The organism is Streptomyces sp. Tu 2975 (assembly GCF_009832925.1).
GTDB lineage: Bacteria > Actinomycetota > Actinomycetes > Streptomycetales > Streptomycetaceae > Streptomyces.
The window spans coordinates 1337024-1356643 of record NZ_CP047140.1 but is presented as its reverse complement, the minus strand read 5'-3'; the positions used below and the strand labels follow the sequence as shown (position 1 = coordinate 1356643).

Genomic DNA, 19620 nt, shown 5'->3' with positions numbered 1-19620 from the left:
GTGAACGGCGCCCCGCACTGGTCGCGTGGCATCCAGGCCACGCCCGCTCCCACCCGTACGCCCCGGCACGCATGACGCCAGGGGTGCCCCAGAGCCGCCCGTAACCGCTTCCGTACCCCCGTCCCGCCCTGCCCGCTCACCGGCCGCACCCGCCGAGGGGATTCGTCATGGCACCAGAACCACCCCTGCTCACCATGTCCGGCATCACCAAGTCGTTCCCGGGCGTCCGCGCCCTGGACGGCGTGGACCTCGAGGTCCAGGCCGGTGAGGTCCACTGCCTCCTCGGCCAGAACGGCGCCGGCAAGTCCACCCTGATCAAGGTCCTCGCCGGGGCCCACCAGCCCGACGGCGGGGAGATCACCTGGCGGGGCGACGCCGTCTCCCTCAAGTCCCCCATCGCCGCCATGCGTCTCGGCATCGCCACCATCTACCAGGAACTCGACCTGGTGGAAGGACTGTCCGTCGCGGAGAACGTCTTCCTCGGGCACGAGCCCACCACAGCCGGATTCGTCGTGCGCGGCGGGACCGCCCGCTCCGCGGCCGCCCGTCTCCTCAAGCGGCTCGGCCACCCGGAGATCGACCCCTCGAGGCTCGTCGGTGACCTCTCCGCGGCGCAGCAGCAGATCGTCTCCATGGCCCGTGCCCTCTCCCACGAGGTACGGCTCATCGTGATGGACGAGCCGTCCGCCGCGCTCGACCCGGACGAGGTCGACAACCTCTTCCGCATCGTGGGCGACCTGACGGCGGACGGGGTCGCCGTCGTCTACATCTCCCACCGTCTGGAGGAGATCCGGCGGATCGGTGACCGGGTCACCGTCCTCAAGGACGGCAGGGCGGTCGCGGTCGGCCTGCCGGCCGAGTCCACCCCGACCCGTGACGTGGTCGCCCTGATGACCGGGCGCAACGTCGAGTACGTCTTCCCCGAGCGTCCCGACGCCGGCGCGGCCGCGGGCAAGGAGCCCGTGCTGAGGGTCGAAGGACTCACCCGGCACGGCGAGTTCGCGCCCGTCGACCTGGAGCTGCGGCCCGGAGAGATCGTCGGCCTGGCGGGGCTGGTCGGTTCCGGGCGCAGCGAGATCCTGGAGACCGTCTACGGCGCGCGCAGGGCCGACGCCGGCCGTGTCATCGTCGACGGCACCGTCCTGCGGCCCGGCAGCGTCCGTGCCGCCGTCCGCGCCGGCATCGGGCTCGCCCCCGAGGAACGCAAGGCGCAGGGCCTGCTCATGCTCGAGTCGGTCACCCGCAACGTCTCCATCTCCACCCTCTCCCGTTTCTCCCGCTCGGGCTGGCTCGACCACCGTGCCGAACGGGCCGCAGCACAACAGGCCACCAGGGAACTGTCGTTGCGCCCCGACAACCCCGACGCCCGCATCCGCACCCTCTCCGGCGGCAACCAGCAGAAGGCGGTCCTCGCCCGCTGGCTGCTGCGCGGCTGCAAGGTGCTGCTGCTGGACGAGCCGACCCGCGGCGTCGACGTCGGCGCCCGCGCCGAGCTCTACGCAGTGATCCGCCGGCTGGCCGACGAAGGCCTCGCCGTACTTCTCGTATCCAGCGAAGTGCCCGAAGTCCTGGGCCTCGCCGACCGGGTGCTGGTGCTCCGCGAAGGCAGCGTCGTGCACACGGCGGACGCCCGGGAGCTCGACGAGCACCGCGTACTCGACCTCGTGATGGAAGGGAGCTGAGACGGCATGACGCAGCCGGCCACCCCGGCGCAGCAGGACGCGCCGATGCCTGCCGCCAAGTCCGCACCGGACAAGGGGGGTTCACGCCGTCCGCTCGGACTGCGCCTCGACGTCCGCAATCTGTCGCTGCTCGGTGTGCTCGCCGTGCTCGTGGCGGTCGGCGGCATCACCAAACCGGACGAGTTCCTCGCGACGAGCAATCTCCAGCTCGTCCTCACCCAGGCGTCCGTCATCGGTGTCGTCACCGTCGGCATGACCTTCGTCATCACCAGCGGAGGGATCGACCTGTCCGTCGGCGCCATCGTGGCGCTCGCCTCGGTGTGGGCGACGACGGTGGCGACCCAGGAGTACGGCTTCGCCGGCATCCTGTTCACCGCCGTGATCGTGGGCGTCGGCTGCGGGCTGGTGAACGGCCTGCTCATCGCGTACGGCCGGATGGTGCCCTTCATCGCCACCCTCGCGATGCTCGCCTCCGCCCGCGGTCTCGCCCTGCAGATCACGGACGGCAAGACCCAGATCGTCACCGTCGACTCCGTGCTGGACCTCGGCATCAGGGACGCCTACATCCTCGGCATCCCGCCCCTGGTCCTGGTCTTCGCCGCGGTGACCGTCATCGGGTGGCTCGTCCTCAACCGCACCACCTTCGGCCGGCGCACCGTCGCCGTCGGCGGCAACGCGGAGGCCGCCAGGCTCGCCGGTATCGACGTCCGCCGCCAGCGGCTCTATCTCTACCTGCTGTCCGGCCTGTGCTGCGGCATCGCCGCCTTCATGCTGATCGTGCTGGCCGGCTCCGGCCAGAACACCAACGGCAACCTCTACGAACTCGACGCCATCGCCGCCGCGATCATCGGCGGCACCCTGCTCAGCGGCGGCCGAGGCACCATCGTCGGCTCCGTCCTCGGTGTCCTCGTCTTCACCACGATCACCAACATCTTCGCCCTCAACAACCTCGAGAGCGCCGTCCAGCAGATCGCCAAGGGCGCCATCATCGTCGCCGCCGTACTGGTCCAGCACCGGACCCTGCGCGGCGGAGACGCCTGACCTCCCGCAGCGTGCGCGGCGACAGGACCTGACACCGCCGCCGCGCACCCCCTCTCCGTACCGTCCGCAGCACCCGCCAAGACCGCCCAGTTGAAGGGGTAGACCCGCCATGCCAGAAACCCCGTCCACCAGCCGCAGAGGACTGCTCTTCGGCACCGCCGCGATCTCCGCCGGCGCACTGCTCACCGCGTGCACCAGCAACGAGCCCAAGAAGCAGGAGGCGGCCACCGACAACGCGCCGGTCGCCGACGACAAGCCCGGCAAGGCCGTCACCATCGGCTTCGCAGGTCCGCAGGCCGACCACGGATGGCTGAACGCCATCAACCAGAACGCCAAGTCCCGCGCGGAGCGGTACTCCGACGTCACCCTGGAGATCACCGAGGGGTCCAACGACACGGCCGCCCAGATCGGGCAGGTCCAGACCCTCATCAACAAGAAGGTCGACGTCCTGGTCATCCTGCCCGCCGACGGCAAGGCGCTCACCCAGGTCGGTCTCCAGGCCATGAAGGCGGGCATCCCGGTCGTCAACCTGGACCGCATCTTCGCCTCACCGCAGGCATACCGCTGCTGGATCGGCGGCGACAACTACGGCATGGGTCTCAACGCCGGCAACTACATCGGCGAGCAGCTCAAGGACAAGCCGAACGCCAAGGTCATCGAGCTGGCCGGGCTGGACAACCTGGAACTCACCAAGCAGCGAACCCAGGGCTTCGACGACGCCCTGAAGAACTACCCGAACATCAAGAAGGTCGCCCGCCAGGCGGCCGACTTCACCGTGGAGTCCGGCCAGGCCAAGATGGCCCAACTGCTTCAGGCGCAGTCGCAGTTCGACGCCCTGTGGAACCACGACGACGACCAGGGCGTGGGCGCGCTGCGCGCCATCGCGCAGGCGGGCCGCAAGGACTTCCTGATGGTCGGCGGCGCCGGCGCGAAGTCCGCGATGGACGCCATCAAGGCCGACGACAGCGTGCTGAAGGCCACCGTCCTGTACCCGCCGACGATGGCGGCGTCCGCCATCGACCTCGCCCGCGCACTCGGTCAGGGCAAGGGCATCAGCGGCATGGCCGAACTGGAGATCCCGGCCTCCCTCACCCTCTACTCGGCCGTCGTCACCAAGGACAACGTCGACGAGTACCTGCCCACCGGTTTCAACTGACCGGAGGCGCGCCCGCCCCCACCGAGCACACCGACGAGCCGTCGACTCCGACGAGGAGGATTCCGTATGCAACAGAGGGACAGTGAGGCCGCTCCGCCGACACTCGGCGTCGGCATGGTCGGATACGCGTTCATGGGCGCCGCCCACTCCCAGGGGTGGCGCACCGCGGGACGTGTCTTCGACCTGCCGCTGCGGCCGGTCCTCGCCGCGATCGCCGGCCGTGACGCCGCCGCAGTGCGTGCCGCGGCCGGCAAACACGGCTGGGCCGCGGCGGAGACCGACTGGCGCGCCCTCGTGGCCCGCGACGACGTGCAACTCGTCGACGTCTGCACACCGGGCGACAGCCATGCGGAGATCGCGATCGCGGCGCTGGAGGCGGGCAAGCACGTCCTGTGCGAGAAGCCCCTGGCGAACTCGGTCGCCGAGGCGGAGGCCATGGTCGCGGCGGCCGCCCGGGCACGGGCCAACGGCCAGCTGGCGATGGTCGGCTTCAACTACCGCAGGGTGCCCGCTCTCACCTACGCCCGCCGGCTGATCGCCGAGGGCAGGATCGGCACGCTGCGGCATGTGCGGGTGACCTACCTCCAGGACTGGCTGGTGGACCCGGACTTCCCGCTGACCTGGCGCCTCGAGCGCGAGCACGCGGGCTCCGGGGCGCTCGGCGACCTCGGCGCCCATATCGTCGACCTGGCGCAGTACCTGGTGGGGGAGACGCTGGTGGGGGTCTCCGCCCAGCTGGAGACGTTCGTCAAGGAACGCCCGCTGCTCCAGGGCGCCTCCGCCGGCCTCACCGCGTCGGGCGGCACGCGGCGGGGGCCGGTCACGGTCGACGACGCGGCCGTCTTCACCGGCAGGCTGGAGTCCGGGGCGCTCGCCACGTTCGAGGCGAGCCGGATGGCCTCGGGCCGCAAGAACGCCCTGCGGCTGGAGATCAACGGCGAGCAGGGCTCGCTCGCCTTCGACCTCGAGCGGCTCAACGAGCTCTCCTTCCACGACCACCACGAGCCCGCCGCCACGGCCGGCTTCCGCAGGATCCTCGTCACGGAGGCGGAGCACCCGTACCTGGAGGCCTGGTGGCCGCCGGGCCACGCGCTCGGCTACGAGCACACGTTCGCGCACCAGGCCCGCGACCTGGTCGAGGCGATCGCGTCCGGTACAGACCCGGTCCCCTCGTTCGCCGACGGGCTCCAGGTCCAGCGGGTGCTGGCGGCGGTGGAGGAGAGCGCACAGAAGAACTCCGTCTACACCCCCGTCCAGGCGGTGGAGGCAGTACAGGCTTGACGGCCGGCACAGATCCGGCAGGACCCGGTTTGGAGGCGCCATGCCACGCCCGTTCACACTGTTCACCGGCCAGTGGGCCGATCTGCCGCTCGAGGAGGTCTGTTCACTCGCCCGTGACTTCGGCTACGACGGTCTGGAACTGGCCTGCTGGGGTGACCACTTCGAAGTCGACAAGGCCCTGGCCGACCCGTCGTACCTCGACGGCAGGCACGCACTGCTGGAGAAGTACGGCCTCAAGTGCTGGGCCGTGTCCAACCATCTGGTCGGCCAGGCGGTCTGCGACAACCCCATCGACGAACGCCATCAGGGCATCCTGCCCGCCCGGATCTGGGGCGACGGGGAACCGGAGGGCGTACGGCGGCGGGCCGCCGCGGAGTTGAAGGACACGGCGCGGGCCGCCGCGGCCTTCGGGGTCGACACCGTCGTCGGTTTCACCGGCTCGTCGATCTGGCATCTCGTCGCGATGTTCCCGCCGGTGCCCGAGCGGATGATCGAGCGCGGCTACGAGGACTTCGCCGAACGCTGGAACCCGATCCTCGACGTCTTCGACGCCGAGGGCGTCCGCTTCGCCCACGAGGTGCACCCCAGCGAGATCGCCTACGACTACTGGACCACGAAACGCGCCCTGGAGGCGGTCGGCCACCGGCCGGCCTTCGGACTCAACTTCGACCCGAGCCACTTCGTCTGGCAGGACCTGGACCCGGTCGGCTTCCTGTACGACTTCCGGGAGCGGATCTACCACGTCGACTGCAAAGAGGCCCGTAAGCGTCTGGACGGGCGCAACGGGCGGCTCGGTTCGCACCTTCCGTGGGGCGACCCGCGGCGCGGCTGGGACTTCGTCTCCGCCGGACACGGGGACGTTCCCTGGGAGGACGTGTTCCGGATGCTGCGTTCGATCGGCTACGAGGGACCCGTCTCGGTGGAGTGGGAAGACGCCGGCATGGACCGCCTGATGGGCGCTCCGCAAGCGCTTGCCGACCTGAAGCGCTTCGACTTCGATCCGCCGTCGGCCTCGTTCGACGCCGCCTTCTCGGGCGGCGACAGCTAGGAACGCCCAGATACGGCCCGGTGGCGAGGACTGCCGCCGGGCCGGTCAGGGCTGCCCGGACACGCCTTTGTCCTGTGCTGGGAAAAAGTTCAACTTCTTTGCTGCACAAGGGCTTTCGGTCCAGGACCAACCCGGCTACGGTCCCATCTCGTGTACACGACATAGGTGGTTCGGGAGTGACGGCGCACTCCGGTTCCACGGCACACCGCCCCGTTCGACCGGCCTTACCGGAGGACATTCGTGCACAGAACAAGGCCCAGGGCCCGCAAGGCCCTCGCACTCCTCACCGGCGGTCTTCTGGCCGCCGGCTCGCTCGCCCTCACCGCGCCGACCACCGCGTCCGCCGCCGACCCCCAGACGGCGGTCGCAGCGGCCGCGGAGGAATTCCAGCAGGTCACACTCGCCAAGGGCGGTGAAGAGACCGGCGAACCCATGTCGCTGGCCGTCCTGCCCGACCGCAGTGTGCTGCACACCTCCCGCAGCGGCGAGCTGCGCATGACGGACGCCGCCGGCAACACCCGCGTCGTCGGCACCCTCCCCGTCTACTCGCACGACGAAGAAGGACTCCAAGGCGTCGGCCTGGACCCGAACTTCACGCAGAACCGTTTCATTTACCTCTACTACGCACCGCCCATGGACACCCCCGCGGGCGACGCACCCAACGAGGGCACCGCGGCCGACTTCGCCGAGTTCGACGGCGTCAACCGGCTCTCGCGGTTCGTGCTCCGTGAGGACGGCACGCTGGACAACGCCAGCGAGAAGAAGATCATCGACATCCCGGCGACCCGCGGCATCTGCTGCCACGTCGGCGGTGACATCGACTTCGACGCCGAGGGCAACCTCTACCTGTCGACCGGCGACGACTCCAACCCCTTCGCCTCCGACGGCTACACGCCCATCGACGACCGGCCCGGCCGCAACCCCGCGTACGACGCCCGCCGCACCTCCGGCAACACCAACGACCTCCGCGGCAAGATCCTGCGCATCAAGGTCGAGGCCGACGGCTCCTACTCCGTCCCCGAGGGCAACCTCTTCGCCCCCGGCACGGACAAGACCCGCCCCGAGATCTACGCGATGGGCTTCCGCAACCCGTTCCGCTTCAGCGTCGACAAGAAGACCGGCGTCCTCTACGTCGGCGACTACGGGCCCGACGCCGGCACCGCCGACCCGAAGCGCGGACCCGCCGGCCAGGTCGAGTTCGCCCGCGTCACCGGCCCCGGCAACTTCGGCTGGCCGTTCTGCACCGGCGACAACGACCCGTACGTCGAGTACGACTTCGCCACCAAGACCTCCGGTGCGACGTTCGACTGCGCGAACCTGAAGAACACCTCGCCGCACAACACCGGCCTGGTCGACCTGCCGCCCGCCCAGCCGGCCTGGATCCCGTACGACGGCGGCTCCGTCCCCGAGTTCGGCAGCGGCTCCGAGTCCCCGATGGGCGGCCCGGTCTACCACTACGACGCCGGGCTCGACTCCCCGGTGAAGTTCCCCGAGGCGTACGACGGTGACTTCTTCGCCGGCGAGTTCGGCCGGCGCTGGATCAAGCGCATCGACACGGCCGAGGACGGCTCGGTCCGCTCGATCAACCCCGTCCCGTGGACCGGCACCCAGATCATGGACATGGCCTTCGGCCCCGACGGCGCGCTGTACGTCCTCGACTACGGCACCGCATGGTTCGGCGGCGACGAGAACGCCGGCCTGTACCGCATCGAGAACGCCACCGGCGGACGCTCCCCTGTCGCGGAGGCCTCCGCGAACAGGACGTCGGGCCAGGCGCCGATGCGTGTCTCCTTCTCCTCCGCGGGCACGACGGACGCGGACGGCGACACCCTCACCTACGCCTGGGACTTCGGTGACGGCACCACCTCCACGGAGGCCGACCCCGTACACCGCTACACCAAGAACGGCACCTACACCGCGACGGTCACCGCCAAGGACCCCACGGGCCGCACCGGCTCCGCCAGTGTTCACGTAGTGGTGGGCAACACCGCGCCCAAGGTGACCCTCGAACTCCCGGCAGAGGGAACACTGTTCAGCTTCGGTGACGAGATCCCGTTCAAGGTGACCGTCACGGATCCCGAGGACGGCACGGTCGACTGCGCCAAGGTCAAGGTGAACTACATCCTCGGCCACGACAGCCACGGTCACCCCATCACCTCGGCCACCGGCTGCTCCGGCACCATCAAGACCTCCGCCGACGGTGGCCACGACCCCAACGCCAACATCTTCGGAGTCCTCGACGCCGAGTACACCGACGGCGGAGGCGGCGGCCAGGCCGCGCTGACCGGTCACGACCAGGCCCAGTTGCAGCCCCGCCACCGGCAGGCGGAGCACTTCGACAACCAGTCCGGGATCAGGACCTACGACAAGGCGGCCGCCAACGGCGGCAAGACCGTCGGCGACATCGACAACGGCGACTGGATCTCCTTCGAGACGTACAACCTCGCCGGATCGACCAAACTCACCGCCCGGGTCTCCTCCGGCGGCGCCGGTGGCTTCCTCGAGGTGCGCACCGGCTCCGCGAACGGCCCGATCCTCGGCTCGGCCCCCGTCCCCGTCACCGGCAGCTGGGAAACCTTCCAGGACATCGACGTACCCCTGCGGGGCGTGACCAAGAAGACCACCGAACTGTTCCTGGTCTTCAAAGGCGGCGCCGGCGCGCTCTACGACGTCGACGACTTCGAGTTCTCCGACACCCCCGTCGACCGGACCGCCAAGCGTGTCCTCGTCTTCTCCAGGACCGCCGGCTTCCGCCACGACTCCATCGAAAGCGGCGTCGCGGCCCTGAAGGAGCTCGGGAGGACCAGCAACATCACGGTCGACGCCACGGAGGCGGCAGGCCAGTTCACCACCAACAACCTCGCCCGTTACGACGCCGTCGTGTTCCTCTCCACCACCGGTGACGTGCTCAACGCCGAGCAGCAGAAGGCGTTCGAGAACTACGTCGCGGGCGGCGGCGGCTACATGGGCGTCCACGCCGCGGCCGACACAGAGTACGACTGGGAGTTCTACGGCGGCCTCGTCGGCGCCCACTTCCAGTCCCACCCGCACATCCAGGCCGCCACCGTCCGTGTCGAGGACCACAACCACCCGGCCACCTCGCACGTCGACGGCCCCTGGGAGCGCACCGACGAGTGGTACAACTACCGCACCAACCCGCGTGAGCATGCCCGCGTCCTCGCCACCCTCGACGAGACCACCTACGAGGGCGGCACGATGAAGGGCGACCACCCGATCGCCTGGTGCCGGACCTACGAGGGGGGCCGCGCCTTCTACACCGGAGGCGGCCACACCAAGGAGTCCTACGCGGAGCCGGCCTTCCGGCAGCATCTGCTCGGCGGCCTGCGCTATGCCACGGGCCAGGTGAAGGCGGACTGCAAGCCCCGCACCGGCTACCGGGAGATCTTCAACGGCGAGACCCTCGAAGGCTGGAAGCAGGCCGGGCCGGGCAGGTTCGACGTCGTCGACGGCGAACTGCGCACCGAGGGCGGCATGGGCATGCTGTGGTACCAGGCCAAGGAACTCGGCTCGTACTCGCTGAAGCTCGACTGGAAGATGGACGGCGACGACAACTCCGGAATCTTCGTCGGCTTCCCCGCCTCCGACGACCCGTGGTCCGCGGTGAACAACGGCTACGAGATCCAGATCGACGCCACCGACGCCGCCGACCGCACCACCGGCGCCGTCTACGGCTTCAAGTCCGCGAACACCAAGGCCCGCGACCAGGTACTGCGGCCGCCCGGCCAGTGGAACAGCTACGAGATCCGGGTCGAGGGAGAGCGTCTGCGGGTCTTCCTCAACGGAGTGAAGATCAACGACTTCACCAACACCGACCCGGTCCGGAGCCTCGATGACGGCTACATCGGCATCCAGAACCACGGGGCGGACGACCAGGTGTCCTTCCGGGACATCCAGCTGAAGGAGCTGCCCTCCTAGGCCGCAGGCCAGGGCCGCCCATTTGCCGGCGGCGGGCGGGGAGGCGCCGTACCCCCCGTCCGCCGTCCTCCACCACATCGGAACATCGACTGGCAGGGAGGCAGCCCGTGACAGACGGGAATGCACGCACCGGAGTCTGGTTCGTCGGAGCACGCGGCTCAGTGGCCACCACAGCCGTCGCGGGATGTGCGGCGGTCACGGCCGGCCTGCACCCGCCGACCGGCATGGTCACAGAGACCCCGGCCTTCGCCGGGGCCGGGCTGCCGCCCCTGTCCTCCCTCGTCTTCGGCGGACACGACACCGCCCACTGCCCGCTGCCCAAGCGCGCGGAACACCTCACCGAAGCGGGCGTCCTGCCGCACGGGCTCGCCTCCGCGGTGCGTGCCGACCTGGCCGCCGCCGACGCCGGGATACGGCCCGGCGGACCGGGCGCAGGCGACACCCGCGGCGACGAGGAACTCGTCACCGCGTTCGCCGCCGACATCGAGGACTTCCGCGCACGCAACGCGCTCGCCCGTGTCGTGGTCGTAGGCGTCTCCTCCACCGAGCCGCTGCCCGAACCGGGCGCACTGCGGCTGCCGCCGAGCTCCCTCTACGCGGCCGCCGCCGTGCGGGCCGGATGCCCCTACGTCAACTTCACCCCCTCCACCGGACTGCGCACCGACGCCCTCACCGACGCCGTCGCGGCCAGTGGACTTCCCCACGCCGGCCGCGACGGCAAGACCGGCCAGACGCTGCTGCGGGCGGTGCTCGCCCCGATGTTCGTGCAGCGGGCCCTGGACGTACGGGCCTGGTCGGGCACCAACCTGCTCGGCGGCGGGGACGGGGCGGCACTGGCCGACCCCGCCGCCGCGGCGGCGAAGAACGCCGGCAAGGAACGCGTCCTCGCCGACACCCTCGGGCACACACCGCAGGGCGAGGTCCACATCGACGACGTGCCCGCGCTCGGCGACTGGAAGACCGCGTGGGACCACATCGCCTTCGACGGCTTCCTCGGTTCGCGGATGATCCTCCAGACCATCTGGCAGGGCTGCGACTCGGCGCTGGCCGCACCGCTGGTCCTGGACCTGGCCCGGCTGCTGGCCCGGGCCCATGAGGCGGGCCTGTCCGGGCCGCTGCCCGAACTCGGCTTCTACTTCAAGGACCCGGACGGCGGACCGTCGGGCCTCTCCGAGCAGTTCGCCGCCCTCCTCGGCTTCGCGGACCGTCTGCGGGAGGCCGCGTGAAGCCGCGCGACTGGGCCGAACTGCTGCGGGTGTCCGCCCTGTTCACCGTGCCCGGTGACGCCCTCGCGGGAGCGGCGTCGGCCGGAGGGCGTCCCAACCGGGGCACGGCGCTGGCCGTGGGGGCCTCGCTCTGCCTGTACGAGGCGGGCATGGCGCTCAACGACTGGTCCGACCGCGACGAGGACGCGATCGACCGGCCCCACCGCCCGATCCCGTCCGGACGGATCTCTCCTCGAGCCGCACTGGGCGCGGCCGGAGCACTGACGGCGGCCGGCCTCGGCCTCGCCGCCCGCGCCGGCCGCCCCGCCCTCGCCGTGGCGACGGCACTCTCGGCGACGGTCTGGGCGTACGACCTCCACCTCAAGCACACGAAGGCCGGCCCGGCGGCGATGGCGGCGGCCCGCGGCCTGGACCTGCTGATGGGCGCGGCGGCAACGTTGTCCGCGGCGGGCAGCCGCACGGCGGCGGGCGGCGGCACCGCGGCCGCACGGCCGGACCCGACGGTACGAGGGGCCCGGTGGGCCGCCACGAACGCCGCCGCGGCTGCCGGCGGACCAGCGCCCGCCGCGCGCCCGGCACAGGGGGCGGCCGCGCGCGGGCAGGGGCCGGCGCCCGCCCCGTCCCGTCCTGCGTTCCCGGCAGGGCGAGGGGGAGGGGGCGTCCGCGCCGCAGCGCCCGCCGCCGCCGTGCTGGCCGCGCACACGTACGGCGTCACCACCGTGTCCCGCAACGAGACGCAGGGCGGCTCGACCCGTGCCCCGCTCGCCGCGCTGGCGGCGACCGGTGCCGTCGCCGCCTTCGCGGCGCGGCCTCGCGGGACGGCGGCGCCGGCCGCCGCCCTGGTGCTCGCCGCCGCGTACGCCCGTACCGCCGCCGTCCCCTACCTCCACGCCGCGCTCAACCCGTCACCGCCGCTGACCCAGCGCGCCGTCGGCGGCGGCATCCGCGCCATGATCCCGCTCCAGGCCGCCCTCGCGGCCCGGTCCGGGGCGGGCCTCACCGGGCTCGCGGTGATGGGGCTCGTACCGCTCGCCCGCAAGCTCGCACGGAAGGTGAGCCCGACATGAGCCCCGCCCCCCGCCCGGGAACACAACCGGCCGCCGGTACCGGCCCGGCCCCCGTACCGGCCTTGGCACCCGCCCATGTCCCGACGACCGACCGGGCGCGGACAACGGTGGCCCCGGCGCCCGCTCCCGCCCGGGAGCCGGCCCGGCCCCCGACGCCGACGCGACCGGCGGCCGGCTCCGCTTCGGCTTCGGCACCAACGGCCTGACGGACCTCCGTCTCGACGACGCCCTCGGGCTGCTCTCGGACCTCGGCTACGACGGCGTCGGACTCACCCTCGACCACATGCACCTCGACCCCCTCGCCCCCGGACTCGCCGCGCGCACCGGCCACGTCGCCCGCAGACTCGGCGAACTCGGCCTCACCGCCACGGTCGAGACGGGCGCCCGATACGTCCTCGACCCGCGCCGCAAGCACGGCCCGTCCCTCCTCGACCCCGACCCCGAAGCGCGCGCCGCCCGGACCCGGCTGCTGGTCACCGCCGTCAAGGTGGCCGCGGACCTCGGCGCGCACGCCGTGCACTGCTTCAGCGGCATCACCCCGCCCGGCACCGACGCGGACACCGCGTGGAAGCGGCTGGAGGAGGCGATCCTGCCCGTGCTCGACGCCGCGGCCTTCGCCGGCGTCCCCGTCGCGATCGAACCGGAGCCCGGCCACCTCCTGGAGAACCTCGCCGGCTTCCACCAGCTGCGTACCTCGCTCGGCAACCCCTCGCCCCTCGGCCTCACCCTGGACATCGGCCACTGCCAGTGCCTGGAACCCGAGCCGCCCGCGGACTGCGTCCGCGCGGCCGGTCCCTGGCTGCGGCACGTCCAGATCGAGGACATGCGGCGCGGCGTCCACGAGCACCTGCCCTTCGGCGACGGCGAGATCGACTTCCCGCCCGTGCTCGAGGCCCTCGCGGCCACCGGCTACCAGGGCCTGACCGTCGTCGAGCTGCCCCGCCACTCCCATGCCGGCCCCGAACTGGCCCGCCGGTCCATCGAGTTCCTCCGTACCGCAGTCGCGAAGGGAGCACCGGCATCATGACGCAGACCGCGCCCTGGACCCGTAGGGAAGTCGAGGCCCTGCTGGCCGACGACATGGCCCGCGCCTGGCTCGGCGAAGCACTGGCCGAGGCCGCCCAAGCCGCCCAGGCGCCGCCGGCACCGCCTTCCCCGTACACCGCGCACAGCTGGGAACTGCGGTTCGCCGCCGCGGGTCGCCACTGCGGGCAGGACAACGCGGACGCCGTCCGGATCCTGCTGCTGACACAGGCGCGTGCCGGCCTCGACACCCTGACCCGGCTCTACCGGCAGGGCAGTGCCGCCGAACGCCGCGCCGTGCTCCGGGCGTTGCCGTCCCTCGTCGAAGGACCGCACGCCGTGCACCTGCTCGACGACGCCCTGCGCACCAACGACACCCGGCTCGTCTCGGCCGCCGTCGGTCCCTATGCCGCCGCCCATCTCGACCCGCACGCCTGGCGGCACGCCGTGCTCAAGTGCCTGTTCACCCAGGTGCCCCTCGACGACGTCGCGGACCTCGAACGGCGGGCCCGCGGTGACGGTGAACTCGCCCGCATGCTCACCGACTACGCCGCCGAGCGCACCGCGGCCGGCCGCGACATCCCCCACGACCTCGACCGCGTGCTGACCCTGACCGGCGAGAAGCCCCAGCGGCCCCAGGAGCTGTGATGCGCATCTTCGACCCCCACATCCACATGACGTCCCGCACCACCGACGACTACGAGGCGATGTACGCCGCCGGTGTGCGCGCCCTCGTCGAGCCGTCGTTCTGGCTGGGCCAGCCCCGCACCTCACCGGCCAGCTTCTTCGACTACTTCGACGCACTTCTCGGCTGGGAGCCGTTCCGCGCCGCCCAGTACGGCATGGCCCACCACTGCACCATCGCGCTCAACCCCAAGGAGGCCAACGACCCCCGCTGCACGCCCGTCCTCGACGCGCTGCCGCGCTATCTCGTCAAGGACTCGGTCGTCGCCGTCGGCGAGATCGGCTACGACTCGATGACCCCCGCCGAGGACACGGCGCTCGCCGCCCAGCTCCAGATGGCCGCCGACCACGGCCTGCCTGCCCTGGTCCACACCCCGCATCGCGACAAGCTCGCCGGCCTGCACCGCACCGTCGACGTGATCCGCGAGTCGAACCTGCCCACCGAGCGGGTCCTCCTCGACCACCTCAACGAGACGACCGTGAAGCATGCCGCCGACAGCGGCTGCTGGCTCGGGTTCTCCATCTACCCGGACACCAAGATGGACGAGGACCGCATGGTCACGATCCTGCGGGACCACGGGACGGAGAAGGTGCTCGTCAACTCCGCCGCCGACTGGGGCAGGAGCGACCCGCTGAAGACCCGCAAGGTCGGCGACGCCATGCTCGCGGCCGGCTTCACCGAGGACGACGTCGACCAGGTCCTGTGGCGCAACCCGGTGGCCTTCTACGGGCTCAGCGGCCGCCTCCAGCTCGACATCCCGGAGCCGGAGGGCCTGCACGAGGGCAACTCCATCCTCCGCGGCGGGGAATGAGGGGAGCCGAGGATGCGCTTCCGTCACCCCGACGGCTCGACCGTCCACCTCTCCTACTGCACCAACGTCCACCCCGCGGAGACGCTGGAAGGTGTCCTCGCGCAACTGCGTGACCACTGCGAACCGGTGCGCAAGCGCCTCGGCCGCGACCGGCTCGGCATCGGCCTGTGGCTCGCCAAGGACGCCGCCCGTGCACTGGTCACCGATCCGGCGGCACTGCGGGGACTGCGCGCCGAACTGGAGCGGCGCGGCCTCGAGGTCGTCACACTCAACGGATTCCCCTACGAGGGCTTCGGCGCGGAGGAGGTCAAGTACCGCGTCTACACACCGGACTGGACCGATCCCGAACGCCTGACCCACACCACCGACCTCGCCCGCCTCCTCGCGGCGCTGCTGCCCGACGACGTCACCGAGGGCACGATCTCCACCCTCCCGCTCGCCTGGCGCACCGGCTTCGACGACGAGGCCGCCGCCACCGCCCGCACCGCGCTGACCACCCTCGCCGAGCGGCTCGACGCCCTCGAGGAGCTGACCGGCAAGTCCGTCCGGATCGCCCTGGAACCGGAACCCGGCTGCACCGTGGAGACCACCGCCGACGCGATCGGACCGCTCACCGCCGTCCCGGGCGACCGGATCGGCGTCTGCGTCGACACCTGCCATCTCGCCACCTCCTTCGAGGACCCGGAAGCCGCCCTCGCCGCCCTCGCCGCGGCGGGCGTCACCGTTCCGAAGGCGCAGCTGTCCGCCGCGCTGCACGCGGAGAACCCGCACCTGCCGGAGGTGCGCGAGGCGCTCGCCGCCTTCGCGGAACCCCGCTTCCTGCACCAGACCCGGACCCTCACCGCCGCCGGACTGCGCGGGACGGACGATCTGGACCAGGCCGTCGCCGGTGGCGCGCTCCCGGACGGCGGGCCCTGGCGGGCGCACTTCCACGTCCCCCTGCACGCGCCACCCGCCGAGCCGCTCACCTCGACGCTGCCCGTCCTCCAGGACACCTTGACCCGGCTCGTGGGCGGCCCGGAGCCGCGGACCCGCCACCTCGAGGTCGAGACGTACACCTGGCAGGCCCTCCCGCCGGAGCTGAGGCCCCGCACCCGCGGTCAGCTCGCCGACGGCATCGCCGCCGAACTCACCCTGGCCCGCGACCTGCTGACCGACCTCGGCCTCAAGGAACTGCCATGAGCGACACGCGCCCCACCCCGCTGCTGGTCCTCGACGTGGTCGGCCTCACCCCCCGGCTGCTGGACCACATGCCCCGCCTCAAGGCGCTCGCCGCCGCCGGTTCGCAGGCCCATCTGACCACTGTGCTGCCGGCCGTCACCTGCGCGGCCCAGTCGACGTTCCTGACCGGTGTCCTCCCGTCCGAGCACGGCATCGTCGCCAACGGCTGGTACTTCCGCGAACTCGGCGACGTCCTGCTGTGGCGCCAGCACAACGGGCTGGTGGCGGGAGACAAGATCTGGGACGTGGCCCGCCGCGCCCACCCCGGCTACACGGTCGCCAACATCTGCTGGTGGTACGCGATGGGCGCCGACACCGACATCACCGTCACCCCCCGGCCCGTCTACTACGCCGACGGCCGCAAGGAACCGGACTGCTACACCCGCCCGCCGGCCCTCCACGACGAACTCACCGAGCAATTCGGCACGTTCCCCCTCTTCCACTTCTGGGGCCGGGCGCCGACATCGTCTCCAGCCGGTGGATCGCCGACGCGACCCGCCACATCATGCGCACCCGCCGGCCCGACCTGACCCTGTGCTACCTGCCGCACCTGGACTACGACCTCCAGCGCTACGGCCCCGACGACCCCCGCTCCCTGCGGGCCGCCGCCGACCTCGACACCGTCATCGGCCCGCTGCTCGACGACGCCGAGCGCGAGGGCCGCACGGTGGTCGCCCTGTCGGAGTACGGCATCACCCGGGTCAGCCGCCCCGTCGACATCAACCGCGCGCTGCGCCGGGCCGGTCTGCTGGAGGTGCACACCCAGGACGGCATGGAGTACCTCGACCCGATGACCTCGCGGGCGTTCGCCGTCGCCGACCACCAACTCGCGCACGTCTACGTGCGCCGCCCTGAGGACCTCGACGCCGTCCGTGAGGCGCTGGACGGGCTGCCGGGCATCGGTGAACTCCTCGACGACGAGGGCAAGAAGGCCCACGGGCTCGACCACCCTCGCTCCGGCGAGCTGGTCGCGGTCGCCGAACCCGACGCGTGGTTCACGTACTACTACTGGCTCGACGACGACCGGGCCCCCGACTTCGCGCAGCTCGTCGAGATCCACCGCAAGCCGGGCTACGACCCCGTCGAGCTGTTCATGGACCCGCACGACCCGTACGTACGGCTCAAGGCCGCCAAGGCCGTGGCCCGCAAGAAGCTCGGCATGCGCTACCGCCTCGCGGTCGTGCCGCTCGACCCGTCACCGATCCGCGGCAGCCACGGCCGCCTCCCCGCGAGCGACGAAGAAGGTCCGCTCCTCCTGTGCTCCACCCCCCGCGCCGTCACCGGCCGCGTCGCGGCCACCGATGTGAAGTCCCTGCTGCTGCGGCTCGCCGGCCTCGACTGAGGCGGCGACCGCACGCGTCCGCACCCCCGTGAAGGAAAGAGAGATCCTCGTGACCGCGTTCAACGACGATTCCGTCACCGGCGACAGCCTGCGCCGCTCGCTCGGCGTCAGCCGCCGCCGCTTCCTCAGCACCTGCACCGCCGCCGCAGCCGCGGCGATCGCCGCCCCCGTCTTCGGAGCCTCGCCGGCCCTGGCCATGGACACGGCGGACGACAGAGCAGTGGACCACGGCCGTTCCGCTCTGGTCCCGCCCCACAAGCGCGGCATCATCCTCTACACCGTCCGTGACGCGACCGGTCGCGACCCGCTGGCCACGGATCTGCCCTCGGGCTTCCGCGAGGTCTTCAAGCAGCTGTCCCGCTACGGCTACAAGCAGGTCGAGTTCGCCGGCTACCGTCAGCACGCGAACGCCCCGGGCGGCGCCGACCTGGAGACCGTCGCGGGCGCGAAGCTCATGCGGTCCTGGCTGGACGAGTACGGGCTGACGGCGCAGGGCAACCACGGCTTCATCCCCGGCTCCTGGCCGCTGACCCCGTCCGACCTCGACACCTTCAAGCGCCATCTGGAGATCGCCAACATCCTCGGCATGCGCCACATGGGCACCGGCGGCGACCCCACCGGCAGTTCCTACCGTGCCGACTGGGACGTCGCCGCGGAGAAGTGGAACGCGCTGGGCGCCATCGCCCGCCGCGAGGGCATCAAGCTCTACACCCACAACCACGACTCGGCGTACGGATTTCTGCTCGACGGCGGTCCGCTGGACGCCCAGGGCCGGCCGACCCGCAGTTCAGGCATCCGCAAGCTCGAGTACTTCCTGGAGGTGACCGACCCGCGCGACGTCTGGCTGGAGATGGACATCTACTGGGCGCACGTGGCGCAGTACAAGTTCCACACGTACACCGCGCACGACGGCTCCACGGTGGAGCACGTCTTCGACCCGGCCGGTCTGGTGGTCCGCCACAACGTGCGCTACCCGCTGTTCCATGCCAAGGACGGCACGGTCAACGCCCAGAACGGCCAGGGCTACGACATGGTGACGTTCGGCGAGGGCGACATCGACTACCGCAGGTTCTTCAGGCGGGTGGGGGCGAAGAACTACCACAACCCGATGATCGAGCACGACGGCGCTCCCAGCTCCACGGTTCCGGGGCAGTCCCTCGAGGTGGCCCGGAAGAGCTACGACAACCTCGCGGCTCTGCGCGCCAGGCACTGACGGCACGTCATCGTTCCGCCGGCGCGCCCGGCGTCGGCGGAACGGTCACGTCCGGAACCGCCGCAGAAAGACGCTACCGACCAGTAGTGAGAATGTCGTCTCCCGGCCATCATTAAGCGCGAGCATGTCAAACCGTTCCGCCCTGTCAGAGCGGGACGGCACTCCTCGAGCTGCCCGAAACCAGGAGACCCCCCATGCATGCACGCAGCACCCGCACAGCCGGCGCCGCCGCCGGCGCCGTCGCGCTGATCTTCACCGTCGCCGTCCCCGCCGCGACCGCGCAGGCCGCCACGACCGCCGCCGCACCCGCTCCGGCAGAGGTACAGGCCCAGAGCGTCGACTACGACACCTGGCGGCGTGACGTGGCCGCGGTCGTCGCCCAGGCCCGCCCCTACATCGAGGACCGCACCGCCGACCCGGCCGGCGAGAAGCAGGCCATCGTCCTCGACATCGACAACACCTCGCTGGAGACGCACTTCCATCCGTTCTGGAAGCTGCCCACCCCCGCCATCCTGGAGATGCGTGAGCTCGCCCGCTACGCCGACTCCCGTGGCGTCGCCGTCTTCTTCGTGACCGCCCGCCCCGGCATCATCCACTCCCTCACCGACTGGAACCTGAAGAAGACCGGCTACCCGGTCGACGGGCTCTACGTCCGTGACCTGCCCGACCTGTTCCACGAGGTCAGCGCCTACAAGACGGAGAAGCGCGCGGAGATCGAGGCCAAGGGCTACACGATCATCGCCAACATCGGCAACAACACCACCGACCTCGTCGGCGGGCACGCGGAGCGGACCTTCAAGCTCCCCGACTACGACGGCCAGTTGTCGTAGGTCCTCGGGCAGACACCTCGTACGACGGCCGGACGGCCGCGGTGACCGGTCTCCCGGC

14 protein-coding genes and 1 pseudogene are annotated in these 19620 nt (G+C 71.4%); all 15 read left to right on the top strand.

The features are described from left to right. The first annotated feature begins 167 nt into the window (after nucleotides 1-167). The 15 genes and pseudogenes from GLX30_RS05895 to GLX30_RS05825 all read left to right on the top strand — a co-directional run bounded on the left by GLX30_RS05895 (nucleotide 168) and on the right by GLX30_RS05825 (nucleotide 19562). Nucleotides 168-1682 (top strand): sugar ABC transporter ATP-binding protein, encoded by a 1515-nt coding sequence (locus GLX30_RS05895; protein WP_159684392.1) that lies wholly within the window; start codon nucleotides 168-170, stop codon nucleotides 1680-1682. A gap of 6 nt (nucleotides 1683-1688) precedes the next feature. Then, nucleotides 1689-2723, top strand: coding sequence for an ABC transporter permease (locus GLX30_RS05890; protein ID WP_159684389.1), 1035 nt, complete (start codon nucleotides 1689-1691; stop codon nucleotides 2721-2723). Nucleotides 2724-2832: 109 nt separating this feature from the next. After that, nucleotides 2833-3879 carry a substrate-binding domain-containing protein gene (locus GLX30_RS05885; RefSeq protein WP_159684386.1) on the top strand — a complete coding sequence of 349 codons (1047 nt, stop codon included), beginning with the start codon at nucleotides 2833-2835 and terminating at the stop codon, nucleotides 3877-3879. Between the two features lie 66 nt (nucleotides 3880-3945). After that, nucleotides 3946-5160 (top strand): Gfo/Idh/MocA family oxidoreductase, encoded by a 1215-nt coding sequence (locus GLX30_RS05880; protein ID WP_159684383.1) that lies wholly within the window; start codon nucleotides 3946-3948, stop codon nucleotides 5158-5160. A gap of 40 nt (nucleotides 5161-5200) precedes the next feature. After that, nucleotides 5201-6208 carry a sugar phosphate isomerase/epimerase family protein gene (locus GLX30_RS05875; protein WP_159684381.1) on the top strand — a complete coding sequence of 336 codons (1008 nt, stop codon included), beginning with the start codon at nucleotides 5201-5203 and terminating at the stop codon, nucleotides 6206-6208. A 240-nt stretch (nucleotides 6209-6448) separates the two neighbouring features. Next, nucleotides 6449-10144, top strand: a complete 3696-nt coding sequence (locus GLX30_RS05870) for a ThuA domain-containing protein (protein ID WP_159684378.1) — start codon at nucleotides 6449-6451, stop codon at nucleotides 10142-10144. 107 nt (nucleotides 10145-10251) lie between these two features. Next, nucleotides 10252-11370 carry an inositol-3-phosphate synthase gene (locus GLX30_RS05865; protein WP_159684375.1) on the top strand — a complete coding sequence of 373 codons (1119 nt, stop codon included), beginning with the start codon at nucleotides 10252-10254 and terminating at the stop codon, nucleotides 11368-11370. Continuing rightward, entirely contained in the window at nucleotides 11367-12437 is a 1071-nt protein-coding gene (locus GLX30_RS05860; RefSeq protein ID WP_159684374.1) for an SCO3242 family prenyltransferase, read from the top strand. The genes GLX30_RS05865 and GLX30_RS05860 overlap by 4 nt, the downstream gene beginning before the upstream one ends. Before the next feature lie 202 nt (nucleotides 12438-12639). Continuing rightward, nucleotides 12640-13464: a sugar phosphate isomerase/epimerase family protein gene (locus GLX30_RS05855; protein ID WP_159694888.1), complete on the top strand. Its 825-nt coding sequence runs from the start codon at nucleotides 12640-12642 to the stop codon at nucleotides 13462-13464. Further along, nucleotides 13461-14108: an EboA domain-containing protein gene (locus GLX30_RS05850; protein ID WP_159684371.1), complete on the top strand. Its 648-nt coding sequence runs from the start codon at nucleotides 13461-13463 to the stop codon at nucleotides 14106-14108. Before GLX30_RS05855 ends, GLX30_RS05850 begins: the two co-directional genes overlap by 4 nt. Beyond that, complete coding sequence (locus tag GLX30_RS05845; protein WP_159684369.1) at nucleotides 14108-14956, top strand: TatD family hydrolase; 849 nt, start codon at nucleotides 14108-14110, stop codon at nucleotides 14954-14956. The genes GLX30_RS05850 and GLX30_RS05845 overlap by 1 nt, the downstream gene beginning before the upstream one ends. A 12-nt stretch (nucleotides 14957-14968) precedes the next feature. Then, nucleotides 14969-16138 carry a metabolite traffic protein EboE gene (eboE, locus tag GLX30_RS05840; protein WP_159684368.1) on the top strand — a complete coding sequence of 390 codons (1170 nt, stop codon included), beginning with the start codon at nucleotides 14969-14971 and terminating at the stop codon, nucleotides 16136-16138. After that, nucleotides 16135-17519, top strand: a pseudogene (locus tag GLX30_RS05835) (nucleotide pyrophosphatase/phosphodiesterase family protein). Before eboE ends, GLX30_RS05835 begins: the two are co-directional and overlap by 4 nt. Nucleotides 17520-17568: 49 nt before the next feature. Then, nucleotides 17569-18732, top strand: a complete 1164-nt coding sequence (locus GLX30_RS05830; protein WP_159684365.1) for a sugar phosphate isomerase/epimerase family protein — start codon at nucleotides 17569-17571, stop codon at nucleotides 18730-18732. A gap of 194 nt (nucleotides 18733-18926) precedes the next feature. After that, nucleotides 18927-19562, top strand: a complete 636-nt coding sequence (locus GLX30_RS05825; protein WP_159684363.1) for an HAD family acid phosphatase — start codon at nucleotides 18927-18929, stop codon at nucleotides 19560-19562. The last annotated feature ends 58 nt before the right edge of the window (nucleotides 19563-19620 follow it).